22 protein-coding genes are annotated in these 12,225 nt (G+C 57.5%); all 22 read left to right on the forward strand.

What is annotated here, in order from left to right:
* Nucleotides 1–420 (forward strand): 50S ribosomal protein L16, encoded by a 420-nt coding sequence (gene rplP / locus ACN9MW_RS03975; protein WP_028101660.1) that lies wholly within the window; start codon nucleotides 1–3, stop codon nucleotides 418–420.
* Nucleotides 421–432: 12 nt separating this feature from the next.
* Nucleotides 433–624 (forward strand): 50S ribosomal protein L29, encoded by a 192-nt coding sequence (rpmC, locus tag ACN9MW_RS03980; protein WP_028101659.1) that lies wholly within the window; start codon nucleotides 433–435, stop codon nucleotides 622–624.
* On the forward strand, nucleotides 621–887 hold the full coding sequence (gene rpsQ, locus ACN9MW_RS03985; RefSeq protein WP_072786815.1) for a 30S ribosomal protein S17: 267 nt from the start codon (nucleotides 621–623) through the stop codon (nucleotides 885–887). Before rpmC ends, rpsQ begins: the two co-directional genes overlap by 4 nt.
* Before the next feature lie 255 nt (nucleotides 888–1,142).
* The gene (gene rplN, locus ACN9MW_RS03990) at nucleotides 1,143–1,511 is read left to right on the forward strand and encodes a 50S ribosomal protein L14 (RefSeq protein WP_028101657.1); all 369 of its coding nucleotides are present in this window, start codon (nucleotides 1,143–1,145) and stop codon (nucleotides 1,509–1,511) included.
* Between the two features lie 11 nt (nucleotides 1,512–1,522).
* Nucleotides 1,523–1,837, forward strand: a complete 315-nt coding sequence (rplX, locus tag ACN9MW_RS03995) for a 50S ribosomal protein L24 (protein WP_155452626.1) — start codon at nucleotides 1,523–1,525, stop codon at nucleotides 1,835–1,837.
* Between the two features lie 6 nt (nucleotides 1,838–1,843).
* Nucleotides 1,844–2,383, forward strand: a complete 540-nt coding sequence (gene rplE / locus ACN9MW_RS04000; RefSeq protein ID WP_028101655.1) for a 50S ribosomal protein L5 — start codon at nucleotides 1,844–1,846, stop codon at nucleotides 2,381–2,383.
* A gap of 6 nt (nucleotides 2,384–2,389) precedes the next feature.
* A complete protein-coding gene (rpsN, locus tag ACN9MW_RS04005) occupies nucleotides 2,390–2,695 on the forward strand; it encodes a 30S ribosomal protein S14 (protein ID WP_055937643.1) in 306 nt (101 codons plus the stop codon).
* 14 nt (nucleotides 2,696–2,709) lie between these two features.
* Nucleotides 2,710–3,105, forward strand: coding sequence for a 30S ribosomal protein S8 (gene rpsH / locus ACN9MW_RS04010; protein ID WP_130315945.1), 396 nt, complete (start codon nucleotides 2,710–2,712; stop codon nucleotides 3,103–3,105).
* A gap of 11 nt (nucleotides 3,106–3,116) precedes the next feature.
* Nucleotides 3,117–3,650 (forward strand): 50S ribosomal protein L6, encoded by a 534-nt coding sequence (gene rplF / locus ACN9MW_RS04015; protein ID WP_130315944.1) that lies wholly within the window; start codon nucleotides 3,117–3,119, stop codon nucleotides 3,648–3,650.
* A gap of 13 nt (nucleotides 3,651–3,663) precedes the next feature.
* Nucleotides 3,664–4,026, forward strand: a complete 363-nt coding sequence (gene rplR, locus ACN9MW_RS04020) for a 50S ribosomal protein L18 (RefSeq protein ID WP_028101651.1) — start codon at nucleotides 3,664–3,666, stop codon at nucleotides 4,024–4,026.
* 10 nt (nucleotides 4,027–4,036) lie between these two features.
* A complete protein-coding gene (gene rpsE, locus ACN9MW_RS04025) occupies nucleotides 4,037–4,555 on the forward strand; it encodes a 30S ribosomal protein S5 (RefSeq protein ID WP_057264732.1) in 519 nt (172 codons plus the stop codon).
* Nucleotides 4,556–4,569: 14 nt separating this feature from the next.
* Nucleotides 4,570–4,746: a 50S ribosomal protein L30 gene (gene rpmD / locus ACN9MW_RS04030; RefSeq protein WP_035373423.1), complete on the forward strand. Its 177-nt coding sequence runs from the start codon at nucleotides 4,570–4,572 to the stop codon at nucleotides 4,744–4,746.
* A gap of 26 nt (nucleotides 4,747–4,772) precedes the next feature.
* Complete coding sequence (rplO, locus tag ACN9MW_RS04035) at nucleotides 4,773–5,204, forward strand: 50S ribosomal protein L15 (RefSeq protein WP_028101648.1); 432 nt, start codon at nucleotides 4,773–4,775, stop codon at nucleotides 5,202–5,204.
* A gap of 26 nt (nucleotides 5,205–5,230) precedes the next feature.
* Nucleotides 5,231–6,565, forward strand: coding sequence for a preprotein translocase subunit SecY (secY, locus tag ACN9MW_RS04040; RefSeq protein ID WP_130315943.1), 1,335 nt, complete (start codon nucleotides 5,231–5,233; stop codon nucleotides 6,563–6,565).
* Nucleotides 6,566–6,784 (forward strand): translation initiation factor IF-1, encoded by a 219-nt coding sequence (gene infA / locus ACN9MW_RS04045; RefSeq protein ID WP_005663428.1) that lies wholly within the window; start codon nucleotides 6,566–6,568, stop codon nucleotides 6,782–6,784. It abuts the gene before it with no gap.
* A 36-nt stretch (nucleotides 6,785–6,820) separates the two neighbouring features.
* Nucleotides 6,821–6,934 (forward strand): 50S ribosomal protein L36, encoded by a 114-nt coding sequence (gene rpmJ / locus ACN9MW_RS04050; protein ID WP_082507582.1) that lies wholly within the window; start codon nucleotides 6,821–6,823, stop codon nucleotides 6,932–6,934.
* Nucleotides 6,935–6,950: 16 nt separating this feature from the next.
* Entirely contained in the window at nucleotides 6,951–7,316 is a 366-nt protein-coding gene (rpsM, locus tag ACN9MW_RS04055) for a 30S ribosomal protein S13 (protein WP_028101646.1), read from the forward strand.
* A 14-nt stretch (nucleotides 7,317–7,330) separates the two neighbouring features.
* Nucleotides 7,331–7,735 carry a 30S ribosomal protein S11 gene (rpsK, locus tag ACN9MW_RS04060; protein WP_028101645.1) on the forward strand — a complete coding sequence of 135 codons (405 nt, stop codon included), beginning with the start codon at nucleotides 7,331–7,333 and terminating at the stop codon, nucleotides 7,733–7,735.
* Between the two features lie 238 nt (nucleotides 7,736–7,973).
* Nucleotides 7,974–8,597 (forward strand): 30S ribosomal protein S4, encoded by a 624-nt coding sequence (rpsD, locus tag ACN9MW_RS04065; protein ID WP_342118631.1) that lies wholly within the window; start codon nucleotides 7,974–7,976, stop codon nucleotides 8,595–8,597.
* 102 nt (nucleotides 8,598–8,699) lie between these two features.
* The gene (locus ACN9MW_RS04070) at nucleotides 8,700–9,677 is read left to right on the forward strand and encodes a DNA-directed RNA polymerase subunit alpha (protein ID WP_130315941.1); all 978 of its coding nucleotides are present in this window, start codon (nucleotides 8,700–8,702) and stop codon (nucleotides 9,675–9,677) included.
* A gap of 153 nt (nucleotides 9,678–9,830) precedes the next feature.
* On the forward strand, nucleotides 9,831–10,226 hold the full coding sequence (rplQ, locus tag ACN9MW_RS04075) for a 50S ribosomal protein L17 (protein WP_130315940.1): 396 nt from the start codon (nucleotides 9,831–9,833) through the stop codon (nucleotides 10,224–10,226).
* Nucleotides 10,227–10,354: 128 nt separating this feature from the next.
* Entirely contained in the window at nucleotides 10,355–12,220 is a 1,866-nt protein-coding gene (gene dsbD / locus ACN9MW_RS04080; RefSeq protein ID WP_426167779.1) for a protein-disulfide reductase DsbD, read from the forward strand.
* Nucleotides 12,221–12,225: the final 5 nt, after the last annotated feature.

Raw genomic sequence — 12,225 nt, forward strand, 5'->3', positions numbered from 1 at the left:
ATGCTGCAACCAAGCCGCAGGAAATATCGTAAAGAGCAGAAAGGCCGCAACACCGGCATTTCGCACTCCACCGGCACTAACGTGTCGTTCGGTGAGTTCGGCCTGAAGGCCGTGGCTCGTGGCCGTATCACTGCACGCCAGATCGAGTCCGCTCGTCGTGCAATGACCCGCCACATCAAGCGTGGTGGCCGTATCTGGATCCGTGTTTTCCCAGACAAGCCGATCTCCAACAAGCCTGCCGAAGTCCGTATGGGTAACGGTAAAGGTAATCCGGAGTACTACGTTGCCGAAATCCGTCCAGGCAAAGTCCTGTACGAAATGGATGGCGTTGGCGAAGAACTGGCACGCGAAGCGTTCCGTCTGGCTGCTGCTAAACTGCCTCTGGCTACCACCTTCGTGGTGCGCCAGGTTGGCCAATAATTGGAGTGAAATATGAAAGCATCTGAACTCCGTGGCAAAGACCAGGCTGCACTGCAGAAAGAACTGAACGACCTGCTGAAGGCGCAGTTCGGTCTGCGTATGCAAGCTGCTACCCAGCAGCTGGGCAACAGCTCGCAGCTGAAGAAGGTCCGCCGCGACATCGCCCGCGTGAAAACGGTAATGAACTCGAAGGAAGCGAAATGACCGAACAAGTTAAGCTGAAGCGTACTCTGATCGGTAAAGTCGTGTCCGACAAGATGGACAAGACCGTTACCGTTCTGATCGAACGTCACGTCAAGCACCCTCTGTATGGCAAGATCATCGTTCGTAGCGCCAAGTACCACGCGCACGACGAGACCAACCAGGTCAAAGCCGGTGATACGGTAGAGATCACGGAAGGTCGTCCGATCTCCAAAACGAAGGCGTGGACGGTGACCCGTGTAGTGCAAGCTGCACAAATCGTCTAAGTAAGTTGCAAGCCGGGAGCGTGAGTTCCCGGCCACAATTTAATTAGTTCTTGCAGGCCCGCAGGTTTTATGTGATACTTGCGGGCTTCGTCCATGTATCCGCCGCAAAGTTTCTCTCCGCAGACGCGATAGCGGTCAGTACTTGTATGAAGATCAAGCACCCAATCAGCAAACATTGTGTTTGCTGGCGGGACCAAGACTGACCGATGTCCGCATTGTGTGGATTCTTCGGCTTAAGTTGGGAAAGAGATAACTATGATTCAAACTGAAAGCCGGCTCGAAGTAGCCGACAACACCGGTGCCAAGGAAGTCATGTGCATCAAGGTGTTGGGCGGTTCCAAGCGCCGTTACGCTGGCATCGGCGACGTGATCAAGGTCACCGTTAAGGTGGCTCAGCCTCGCGGCCGTGTCAAAAAAGGTGAAATTTATAACGCCGTGGTTGTGCGCACCGCTAAGGGTGTGCGTCGCCAGGATGGTTCCCTGGTTAAGTTCGACGGCAATGCCGCTGTCCTGCTGAACAACAAGCTGGAACCAATCGGTACCCGTATCTTTGGCCCAGTGACGCGTGAACTGCGCACTGAGAAGTTCATGAAGATCGTGTCCCTGGCACCGGAAGTCCTGTAAGGAGTCAGACAATGGATAAGATTCGCAAAAACGACGAAGTCATCGTCCTGACTGGTAAGGACAAGGGCAAGCGCGGCGTAGTGACCCAGCGTGTAGACGCTGAGCACGTCGTGGTGGACGGCGTTAACGTGGCTAAAAAAGCCGTTAAGCCGAACCCGATGACTGGTGTTCAAGGTGGCATCGTTGACAAGACCATGCCTATTCACGTGTCCAACGTTGCCCTGTTCAACGCTGCGACCGGTAAGGCAGATCGCGTAGGCTTCAAGGAAGTGGACGGTAAAAAAGTCCGCGTCTTCAAGTCGAACGGCGAAGTAGTGAAAGGGTAATCAGAAATGGCCCGTCTGCAACAACTGTACAAAGACAAGATCGTCGCTGAGCTGACCGGTAAATTCGGTTACACCTCCGTGATGGAAGTGCCGCGCCTGACCAAGATCACCCTGAACATGGGTCTCTCGGAAGCCGTGGCTGACAAGAAAATCATCGAGCACGCTGTTGGCGACCTGACCAAGATCGCCGGCCAGAAGCCAGTCGTGACCAAGGCCCGTAAGGCAATCGCAGGTTTCAAGATCCGCGAAGGCTACCCGATCGGTACCATGGTGACCCTGCGCGGCGCCCGCATGTACGAATTCCTGGACCGTCTGATCACCGTGGCCCTGCCGCGCGTGCGTGACTTCCGTGGTGTGTCTGGCAAATCCTTCGATGGCCGTGGTAACTACAACATCGGCGTGAAAGAACAGATCATCTTCCCGGAAATCGAGTACGACAAGATCGACGCACTGCGTGGTATGAACATTTCGATCACCACCACCGCGAAGACCGACGACGAAGCCAAAGCGCTGCTCGCCGCCTTTAAATTCCCGTTCAGGAACTAAACGATCATGGCAAAACTCGCACTGATTAACCGTGAACAGAAGCGTGCTGACCTGGTAGCCAAGTTTGCTGCCAAGCGCGCCGCTCTGAAGGCCATCATTGATGACCAGACCAAGTCGGAAGAAGAGCGTTACGAAGCGCGCCTGAAACTGCAGGCCCTGCCGCGTAACTCGGCTCCAACCCGTCAGCGCAACCGCTGCCAGGTCACCGGTCGCCCACGTGGCACCTTCCGTAAATTCGGCCTGGGTCGTATCAAGCTCCGTGAATTCGCCATGCGCGGCGAAATCCCGGGTATGACCAAAGCCAGCTGGTAATAGGAGAATAAGCAATGAGTATGAGCGATCCTATCGCCGATATGCTGACCCGTATTCGCAACGCACAGACCGTGCAAAAGACCTCCGTGGCAATGCCATCGTCGAAGGTGAAAGTTGCGATTGCCAACGTCCTGAAAGACGAGGGTTACATTGAAGATTTCGCCGTGTCCACCAACGAGGGCAAGTCGGAACTGAAAATCGGTTTGAAATATTATGTAGGCCGTCCTGTGATCGAGCGTCTGGAACGTGTTTCGCGTCCAGGCCTGCGTATCTACAAAGGCAAAGATGAGATCCCAACCGTGATGAACGGCCTGGGCGTGGCAATCGTGTCGACCCCGAAAGGCGTCATGACCGATCGCAAGGCGCGCGCTACCGGTGTTGGTGGCGAAGTCATCTGCTTCGTGGCTTAAGGAGTAACACAATGTCTCGTGTAGCTAAAATGCCGATCGTTGTGCCTGCTGGCGCCGAAGTTGCCATCTCCGCACAAGCGATCACCGTCAAGGGCCCGCTGGGCACCCTGACCCAGAGCCTGAACGGCCTGGTAAAAGTTGAAAACAACGCTGGCACCCTGTCCTTCGACGTGGTGAACGACAGCCGTGAATCGAACGCCATGTCCGGCACCCTGCGTGCCCTGGTCAACAACATGGTCGTGGGCGTTACCAAGGGCTTCGAGAAGAAGCTGTCCCTGGTCGGCGTGGGCTACAAAGCCCAGGCTCAAGGCGACAAGCTGAATCTGTCCCTGGGCTTCTCGCACCCGGTCGTTCACGACATGCCTGCCGGTGTGAAGTGCGCAACCCCGACCCCAACCGAGATCATCATCTCTGGCGTTGATCGCCAAAAGGTTGGCCAGGTTGCCGCCGAAGTGCGTGCTTACCGCTCCCCTGAGCCATACAAAGGCAAGGGTGTCCGCTATGTGGACGAAGTGGTTAAGCTCAAAGAAACCAAGAAGAAGTAATTAGGGGCTGACGATGGACAAAAAAGAATCTCGTCTGCGCCGCGGACGTCAAACTCGCATCAAGATCGCGCAACTGAAAGTGAACCGCCTGTCGGTCCACCGCACCAACCTGCACATTTACGCGAACCTGATCAGCCCGGACGCCAAAGTTCTGGTTTCGGCCTCGACCGTGGAAGCGGAAGTGCGCGCCGAGCTGGCTGGCAAGTCTGGCAAGGGTGGCAACGCCGCCGCTGCCGCACTGGTTGGCAAGCGTGTCGCAGAAAAAGCACTGAAAGCGGGCATCACCGAAGTCGCCTTCGACCGCTCCGGTTTCCGTTACCACGGCCGCATCAAGGCGCTGGCTGAAGCCGCGCGTGAAGCTGGCCTGAAGTTCTAAGGGTACGATCATGGCAAAAATGCAAGCAAAAATGGCATCCGATAAGCCGGATGATGGCATGCGCGAAAAAATGATCGCGATCAACCGCGTGACCAAAGTGGTCAAGGGTGGTCGCATCATGGGCTTCGCAGCGCTGACCGTGGTTGGTGACGGCGATGGCCGCATCGGCATGGGCAAGGGCAAGTCGAAGGAAGTTCCGGTCGGTGTGCAGAAGGCAATGGAAGAAGCCCGCCGCAACCTGATCAAGGTTCCTCTGAAGAACGGCACCCTGCAGCACACCGTCACCGGCCGCCACGGCGCGTCGAAAGTGATGATGTCGCCAGCCAAGCCAGGTACCGGCGTGATCGCTGGTGGCGCCATGCGCGCTATCTTCGAGGTGATGGGCGTGACCGACGTGGTGGCAAAATCCACCGGTTCGAACAACCCATACAACCTGGTGCGCGCCACCCTGGACGGCCTGGCCAAAATGAGCACTCCAGCTGACATCGCTGCCAAGCGCGGCAAGTCGGTTGAAGAGATCCTGGGTTAATAGGGAGCACTTCAATGAGCACTATCAAAGTCAAACTGGTGAAGGGCCTGATCGGCACCCGTCAAGACCACCGCGCTACCGTGCGTGGCCTGGGCCTGCGTCGTGTGAACTCTGTCAGCGAACTGCAGGACACTCCTGCTGTGCGCGGCATGATCAACAAGGTCGCCTACCTCGTTAAAGTCGTTTCCTAAGCGACCCTTAGGAACTGGAGAAAACAATGCAACTGAATACCATTCAACCAGCAGAAGGCGCGAAGCACGCTAAGCGCCGCGTTGGCCGCGGTATCGGCTCCGGCCTGGGTAAAACCGCAGGCCGCGGCCACAAGGGTCAGAAATCGCGTTCGGGCGGCTTCCACAAAGTCGGCTTCGAAGGCGGTCAAATGCCTCTGCAGCGTCGTCTGCCTAAGCGTGGCTTCAAATCCCTGAATGCCACTTTCAAGGCTGAAGTGCGTCTGTCCGACCTGAACGCCCTGGCTGTCGGTGAAGTCGACATCCTGGTGCTGAAACAGGCCGGTGTGCTGAATGTTCTGGCACGCGACGTACGTGTGATCGCTTCCGGCGAAATCACCAAAGCAGTGACCGTAAAAGGCCTGAAGGTGACCGCTGGCGCGAAAGCAGCCATCGAAGCAGCTGGCGGCTCGGTAGCCTGAGTCAGCTAGCTTAATCGGAGCGAAAATTGGCAACGAACCAACAGCTTGCTAAATCCGCCGCCGCCGGCTTCCCTTGGAACCGGCTGTGGTTTTTGCTGGGCGCTCTGGTGGTGTACCGTATCGGTGCACACATCCCTGTTCCGGGTGTCAACCCGGTAGAGCTGGCACGGTTGTTTGAATCGCAGCAGAACGGCATCCTGGGCATGTTCAACATGTTCTCCGGTGGCGCGCTGTCGCGTTTCACGATCTTTGCCCTGGGCATTACTCCATACATTTCGGCCTCGATCATCATGCAACTGGTGTCGATCGTGTCGCCGACCATGGAGGCGCTGAAAAAAGAAGGTGAATCGGGCCGTCGCAAGATTACCCAGTACACCCGTTATGCAACTGTCGGTCTGGCTTTGTTCCAGGCGTTCGGCATCGCGGTCGCGCTGGAAGCCCAGCCTGGCCTGGTGATCGACCCTGGCATGGGCTTCCGCTTCGTCACCGTGGTGACGCTGCTGACCGGCACCATGTTCGTGATGTGGTTGGGCGAGCAGATTACCGAGCGTGGCCTTGGTAACGGCATCTCGATCATCATCTTCGCCGGTATCGCGGCTGGTCTGCCAAATGCGCTGGGTGGCTTGTTCACCCAGGTCAGCAACAACCAGATCAACGCTTTCTCGGGGATCCTCATCGTGGTCCTGGTAGCTGCGGTTACCTACGCGGTGGTGTTCGTCGAACGTGGTCAGCGCAAGATCCTGGTCAACTACGCCAAACGTCAGGTCGGTAACAAGATCTACGGTGGGCAGACCAGCCACCTGCCGCTCAAGCTCAACATGGCAGGCGTGATTCCGCCGATCTTCGCTTCGTCGATTATCTTGTTCCCGGCTACCATCGTGGACTGGTTTTCGAAAGGTGCGGACACCTCTAACCCAGTGGTCCGCTTCCTGAAAGATCTGGCTGCGTCGATGGCTCCTGGTGAGCCAATCCATGCACTGCTGTACGCCGTGGCAATCATTTTCTTCTGCTTCTTCTACACCGCACTGGTGTTCAACAGCAAGGAAACTGCGGACAACTTGAAGAAGAGCGGGGCCTTTGTGCCAGGGATTCGTCCCGGTGAGCAGACAGCCCGTTACATCGACAAGATCCTGATGCGATTGACCCTGGCGGGCGCCGTGTACATCACCGCCGTGTGCTTGCTGCCGGAATTCATGCAAGCCCAGTGGAAGGTGTCGTTCTATTTTGGTGGTACTTCGCTGTTGATTATTGTAGTTGTGACCATGGACTTCATGGCTCAAGTGCAAAACTATGTGATGTCGCAGCAATATGAATCGCTGCTGCGCAAAGCTAACTTCAAGGGCGGACTTCCGACACGATAAATGGCAAAAGACGACGTAATTCAGATGCAGGGCGAGATCCTGGAGAACTTGCCCAATGCAACTTTTCGAGTAAAGCTGGAAAACGGCCACGTGGTACTCGGCCACATTTCGGGTAAAATGCGGATGAACTATATCCGCATTCTCCCTGGCGACAAGGTCACGGTTGAATTGACGCCGTACGACCTGAGCCGGGCCCGTATTGTGTTCCGGACAAAGTAATTAATTAAGCAATTTCGAACATAAGAGAGTGCAATCATGAAAGTTAACGCTTCAGTTAAGCGCATCTGCCGCAACTGCAAGATCATCAAGCGCAAGGGCGTGGTCCGCGTAATCTGCGTGGAAGCTCGTCACAAGCAGCGTCAAGGTTAATTCGAGGGAATAACGAATGGCACGTATTGCAGGGGTTAACATCCCAAACCATAAGCACACCGTTATCGGCCTGACCGAGATCTACGGTATCGGCCGTCCTCGTTCGCAGTTCATCTGCGCACAAGCCGGCGTTGCAACCAACAAGAAGGTCAAGGACCTGGACGACAGCGAGCTGGAAAAGCTGCGTGAAGAAATCGGCAAGTTCATCGTCGAAGGCGACCTGCGTCGCGAACTGTCGATGAACATCAAGCGTCTGATGGACCTGGGCTGCTACCGTGGTCTGCGTCACCGTAAGGGCCTGCCGGTCCGCGGTCAGCGCACCCGCACCAATGCACGTACCCGCAAGGGCCCGCGCAAAGCCGCTCAATCGCTGAAGAAATAATCTAGGGAACTACTATGGCTAAGCAACAAAGCTCCGCAGCAGCCGCTCGCGTACGCAAGAAAGTCAAGAAGAACGTCGCTGAAGGTATCGCACACGTTCACGCTTCCTTCAACAACACCATCATCACCATCACCGACCGCCAGGGCAACGCTCTGTCGTGGGCGACCTCCGGTGGTGCTGGCTTCAAGGGTTCGCGTAAGTCGACCCCGTTCGCAGCGCAGGTTGCTGCTGAAGCCGCTGGTAAAGTTGCGCAGGAATGCGGCGTGAAGAACCTGGAAGTTCGCATCAAGGGCCCTGGTCCTGGCCGCGAATCCGCTGTTCGCGCACTGAACAACCTGGGCATCAAGATCACCGAGATCCAGGACGTGACCCCAGTGCCGCACAACGGCTGCCGTCCTCCTAAGCGTCGTCGCATCTAATATCTGCAAGACAATGGCCGGTCTGGTGTGGACCGGCCACCGTTTTTCAGAAGTCAAAATCGCTGGAACAGTGAACCGGAAACGGTTATACTGTCCGGCTATTTTTGCCTTTCCGCGCCGCTTTTCGTGGCCGGACTGGCAATGTTGAGCCACCGCCTGCGCTGAAAGTGAGCCAGGCTAGCGCCTAACCGCATCCCGACGCGGCTGGGGCGTCATTTACATCATTAAGGAAAATACCGTGGCACGTTATATCGGACCAAAAGCAAAACTGTCCCGCCGTGAAGGCACCGACCTGTTCCTGAAGAGCGCACGCCGCTCCCTGGATTCCAAGTGCAAACTGGACGTCAAGCCAGGCCAGCACGGCGTGAAATCCGGCGCCCGCACCTCCGACTACGGCAACCAGCTGCGCGAAAAGCAGAAGGTCAAGCGTATGTACGGCGTGCTGGAACGCCAGTTCCGTCGCTACTTCGCTGAAGCTGAGCGCCGCAAGGGCCCAACCGGCGAAACCCTGCTGTCCCTGCTGGAATCCCGCCTGGACAACGTTGCTTACCGCATGGGCTTCGGCTCGACCCGCGCTGAAGCGCGTCAGCTGGTGTCCCACAAAGCCTTCACCGTGAACGGCAACGTGGTGAACATCCCTTCGTACAACGTGAAGACCGGCGACGTGATCGCCGTGCGCGAAAAGTCGAAGAAGCAGACCCGTATCGTTGAAGCCCTGTCGCTGGCTGAACAAGTTGGCATGCCAGCTTGGGTGTCGGTTGACTCCAAGAAAATGGAAGGTACCTTCAAGTCCCTGCCAGAGCGCAACGAAATCGCTGCTGACGTCAACGAATCGCTGATCGTCGAACTGTATTCCCGTTAATCTCGGGTGCTGTACCAAGGCGGGACGCGGTCCCGCCTTTTCCATTTAATGCCATCAGCCTTATCGGTGTAACGAGCCGAGGGTAATGAAAAGGACATTTACATGCAAAATAGCTTGTTGAAACCACGTATTATCGATGTTGAAGCCCTGGGCCACGGTCACGCCAAAGTCGTGATGGAGCCGTTCGAGCGCGGCTACGGCCACACTCTGGGCAACGCGCTGCGCCGCGTGCTGCTGTCTTCGATGACCGGCTTTGCGCCGACCGAAGTCACCATCGCCGGTGTCGTTCACGAGTACTCCTCGCTGGACGGCGTGCAGGAAGACGTGGTGGACCTGCTGCTGAACCTGAAGGGCGTCGTGTTCAAGGTGCACAACCGTGACTCCGTTACCCTGACCCTGAAGAAGGAAGGCGAAGGCCCAGTGATGGCGTCGGACATCGACTTGCCACACGACGTGGAACTGATCAACCCGGACCACGTGATCGCCAACCTGACCGCTGGCGGCAAGCTGGACATGCAGATCAAAGTCGAAAAAGGCCGCGGCTACGTTCCTGGCAACGTGCGTCGCCTGTCGGAAGACGCCAACAAGACCATCGGCCGCATCATCCTGGACGCTTCGTTCTCGCCAGTGCGCCGTGTTTCCTACGCTGTCGAATCGGCACGTGTGGAACAGCGTACCGACCTGGACAAGCTGATCATCAACATTGAAACCAATGGCGTGATCACCCCGGAAGAAGCGATCCGTCAATCGGCCCGCGTGCTGGTCGACCAACTGAACGTGTTTGCTGCCCTGGAAGGCACCGAAACCACCGCTGAAGCGCCATCGCGCGCTCCAATGGTCGATCCGATCCTGCTGCGTCCAGTGGACGACCTGGAACTGACCGTGCGTTCGGCCAACTGCCTGAAAGCAGAAAACATCTACTACATCGGCGACCTGATCCAGCGTACCGAAAACGAGCTGCTGAAGACCCCGAACCTGGGCCGCAAGTCGCTGAACGAAATCAAGGAAGTGCTGGCATCGCGCGGCCTGACCTTGGGCATGAAACTCGAGAACTGGCCGCCGGCTGGTCTGGAGAAGTAAGTAACAAATTGGTGACAGTGCTGGACATCGCGCAGCGATGTTCTGCCCTGTTGCCAACTAATTAGCAGTAACTTTAAACCATAACCGGACCGCGCCGAGGCTTGCCAAGGCGATCGAAGATCTCGGATTTAAACATTATCGAAAGGAAGTACCATGCGTCACCGTCACGGCCTCCGTAAACTGAACCGTACCTCGTCCCACCGTCTGGCAATGCTGCGCAACATGACTGTTTCGCTGCTGCGTCACGAAGCGATCAAGACCACCCTGCCAAAGGCAAAGGAACTGCGTCGCGTTGTGGAACCAATCCTGACCCTGGGCAAGACCGACACCCTGGCCAACAAGCGCCTGGCTTTCTCCCGTCTGCGCGACCGCGAGATGGTTCTGAAGCTGTTCGCTGAACTGGGCCCACGCTACGCAAACCGCAACGGCGGCTACCTGCGCATCCTGAAAATGGGTTTCCGTCATGGCGACAACGCTCCAATGGCTTTCGTTGAGCTGGTGGACCGTCCAGAAGTCAGCTCCGCTGACGAGGCACCAACCGCTGAGTAATCTCAGACAGGTTTATTGAAAAGCCGGGCACTGCCCGGCTTTTTTTATTTCTGCTGGTAACAGCTTAAAGCAGCGTTAAGCCGCCCGGTGTACTATTGGCGTGCCCGATCGATTCACCGCTCAAGACCATGCACCGACAAGCGTCCTCCTTCCAGGCGTGGCTGTTCGCCGCGCTCTCGCTCTTTGTTCTCCTGTTTGCCGGTGCGGCGCGGGCCGACGAGGAATTCCTCGATCCCCAGGTAGCATTCAAGTTTTCCGCCAAAGTGGTGGAGGGCAAGGCCATCGCCGTGACGTATGAGATCGCGGACGGCTATTACATGTACCGCGAGCGCTTCAAGTTCGTTGCCGACGGCGCAACGTTGGGCGAGCCGCAAATCCCGCCGGGCAAGGTGAAATACGACGAGACCTTTGCCAAGAACGTGGAGACCTATCGCCACCAGGTGACGATCGTGATCCCGGTCGAGGCGCCCGGGCCATTCACGCTGATGGCTACCAGCCAGGGCTGCTCGGAAAAGGGCCTGTGCTATTCGCCGATGGAATCCTCGGCGCGCCTGATGGTGGTCGGCGGCAGCAGCGCACCGGCTGGCGGCAGCGTATTCGGCATTGGAACAAAACAAGGCACAGCAGGCGTTGCGCAAAGCGTGCCTGTCGCAGTTTCGCAAGCTGGCGTGGACATGCCTGCAGCTGCCGGCGCCACGACCCCGGCAGCGCCAGTCGCCGCCGCGGGAAGCGAGAGCGAAATGGGCAAGATCGAATCGGCGTTGAAAGGAGGCAGCCTGCTGGTGATCGCGCCGCTGTTTATCCTGCTTGGGCTGGGCCTGTCCTTCACGCCCTGCGTGTTGCCGATGGTGCCGATCCTGTCCTCGATCATCGTTGGCGATGGATCTTCCGGCAATCGCTCCCGCGGCTTCGTGCTGTCGGTCAGCTACTCGCTCGGCATGGCCATCGTCTACACCGTGCTTGGCGTGGCGGCGGGCCTGATTGGCCAGGGTTTGTCGGCCGCCTTGCAAAACCCGTGGGTGTTGGGCTTCTTCGGCCTTGGGATGGCCGGCATGGCGCTATCCATGTTCGGCGTGTATGACCTGCAAGTCCCGGCGGCGATGCAATCGCGCCTGGCGGGCGCGTCGAATCGCCAGTCCGGTGGCAAGCTGGCCGGCGTCTTTGCGATGGGAGCCATCTCGGCCCTGATTGTCGGCCCGTGCGTCGCGGCCCCCTTGGCTGGCGCGCTGGTCTACATCAGCCAGACCCGCGACGTCGTGATCGGCGGCAGCGCCCTGTTCTCAATGGCTGTTGGCATGAGTATTCCGTTGCTGCTGGTCGGTATTTCGGCCGGCGCCCTGGTGCCGCGCGCGGGTGTCTGGATGCAGGCCGTGAAACGCTTCTTTGGCGTGCTGATGCTGGCGATGGCCCTGTGGCTGGTGTCGCCGGTCTTGCCGGGCAAGCTGCAGATGATTGGTTGGGCCATACTGGGCGTGGGCTATGCGTTCTTCCTGCTGACCCATGAACGCGGCAAATGGCTGCCGAAAGTTATCGCATTCTTCTTTGCGGTACTGGGGCTGATCCAGGTCGCGGGCTTAGCGACAGGCAGCGCCGATCCGTTGCACCCGATTGAAAGACTGGCCGGACGCGCCGATCGCCACCTGCAATTTACCCGCATCAAAACGGTCGCTGACCTGGATGCCGTGCTGGAGCAAACCGGCGGCAAAACCGTGCTGCTGGATTTCTATGCCGACTGGTGCGTGTCGTGCAAGGAAATGGAAAAGCTGACCTTCATCGACCCGGCGGTCCAGCAGAAACTGGCCAATACGATTTTGCTGCAGGTCGATGTCACGGAGAACAACGAGGCCGACAAGGCGATGCTGCAGCGGTTCACTTTGTTTGGCCCGCCGGGCATCATCATGTTTAATGCAATGGGCCAGGAAATCCCGGATTCGCGGGTCATTGGCTTCCAGAATACCGAGAAATTCCTGCGATCACTTCAAAAGCTGAACTAGTCCAA

This window comes from Pseudoduganella sp. R-34 (genome assembly GCF_049904655.1).
Taxonomy (GTDB): Bacteria; Pseudomonadota; Gammaproteobacteria; order Burkholderiales; family Burkholderiaceae_D; genus Rugamonas.

What these genes read in the sequence shown, in the direction of transcription:
- rplN (WP_028101657.1), top strand. Translation starts at nt 1,143, where the DNA reads ATGATTCAAACTGAAAGCCGGCTCGAAGTAGCCGACAACACCGGTGCC.
- rplE (WP_028101655.1), top strand. Translation starts at nt 1,844, where the DNA reads ATGGCCCGTCTGCAACAACTGTACAAAGACAAGATCGTCGCTGAGCTG.
- rpmC (WP_028101659.1), top strand. Translation starts at nt 433, where the DNA reads ATGAAAGCATCTGAACTCCGTGGCAAAGACCAGGCTGCACTGCAGAAA.
- rplR (WP_028101651.1), top strand. Translation starts at nt 3,664, where the DNA reads ATGGACAAAAAAGAATCTCGTCTGCGCCGCGGACGTCAAACTCGCATC.
- rpmJ (WP_082507582.1), top strand. Translation starts at nt 6,821, where the DNA reads ATGAAAGTTAACGCTTCAGTTAAGCGCATCTGCCGCAACTGCAAGATC.
- rplP (WP_028101660.1), top strand. Translation starts at nt 1, where the DNA reads ATGCTGCAACCAAGCCGCAGGAAATATCGTAAAGAGCAGAAAGGCCGC.
- rplF (WP_130315944.1), top strand. Translation starts at nt 3,117, where the DNA reads ATGTCTCGTGTAGCTAAAATGCCGATCGTTGTGCCTGCTGGCGCCGAA.
- rpsH (WP_130315945.1), top strand. Translation starts at nt 2,710, where the DNA reads ATGAGTATGAGCGATCCTATCGCCGATATGCTGACCCGTATTCGCAAC.
- rplQ (WP_130315940.1), top strand. Translation starts at nt 9,831, where the DNA reads ATGCGTCACCGTCACGGCCTCCGTAAACTGAACCGTACCTCGTCCCAC.
- rplO (WP_028101648.1), top strand. Translation starts at nt 4,773, where the DNA reads ATGCAACTGAATACCATTCAACCAGCAGAAGGCGCGAAGCACGCTAAG.
- ACN9MW_RS04070 (WP_130315941.1), top strand. Translation starts at nt 8,700, where the DNA reads ATGCAAAATAGCTTGTTGAAACCACGTATTATCGATGTTGAAGCCCTG.
- rpsE (WP_057264732.1), top strand. Translation starts at nt 4,037, where the DNA reads ATGGCAAAAATGCAAGCAAAAATGGCATCCGATAAGCCGGATGATGGC.
- infA (WP_005663428.1), top strand. Translation starts at nt 6,566, where the DNA reads ATGGCAAAAGACGACGTAATTCAGATGCAGGGCGAGATCCTGGAGAAC.
- rpsM (WP_028101646.1), top strand. Translation starts at nt 6,951, where the DNA reads ATGGCACGTATTGCAGGGGTTAACATCCCAAACCATAAGCACACCGTT.
- rpmD (WP_035373423.1), top strand. Translation starts at nt 4,570, where the DNA reads ATGAGCACTATCAAAGTCAAACTGGTGAAGGGCCTGATCGGCACCCGT.
- rpsQ (WP_072786815.1), top strand. Translation starts at nt 621, where the DNA reads ATGACCGAACAAGTTAAGCTGAAGCGTACTCTGATCGGTAAAGTCGTG.
- rplX (WP_155452626.1), top strand. Translation starts at nt 1,523, where the DNA reads ATGGATAAGATTCGCAAAAACGACGAAGTCATCGTCCTGACTGGTAAG.
- rpsK (WP_028101645.1), top strand. Translation starts at nt 7,331, where the DNA reads ATGGCTAAGCAACAAAGCTCCGCAGCAGCCGCTCGCGTACGCAAGAAA.
- rpsN (WP_055937643.1), top strand. Translation starts at nt 2,390, where the DNA reads ATGGCAAAACTCGCACTGATTAACCGTGAACAGAAGCGTGCTGACCTG.
- dsbD (WP_426167779.1), top strand. Translation starts at nt 10,355, where the DNA reads ATGCACCGACAAGCGTCCTCCTTCCAGGCGTGGCTGTTCGCCGCGCTC.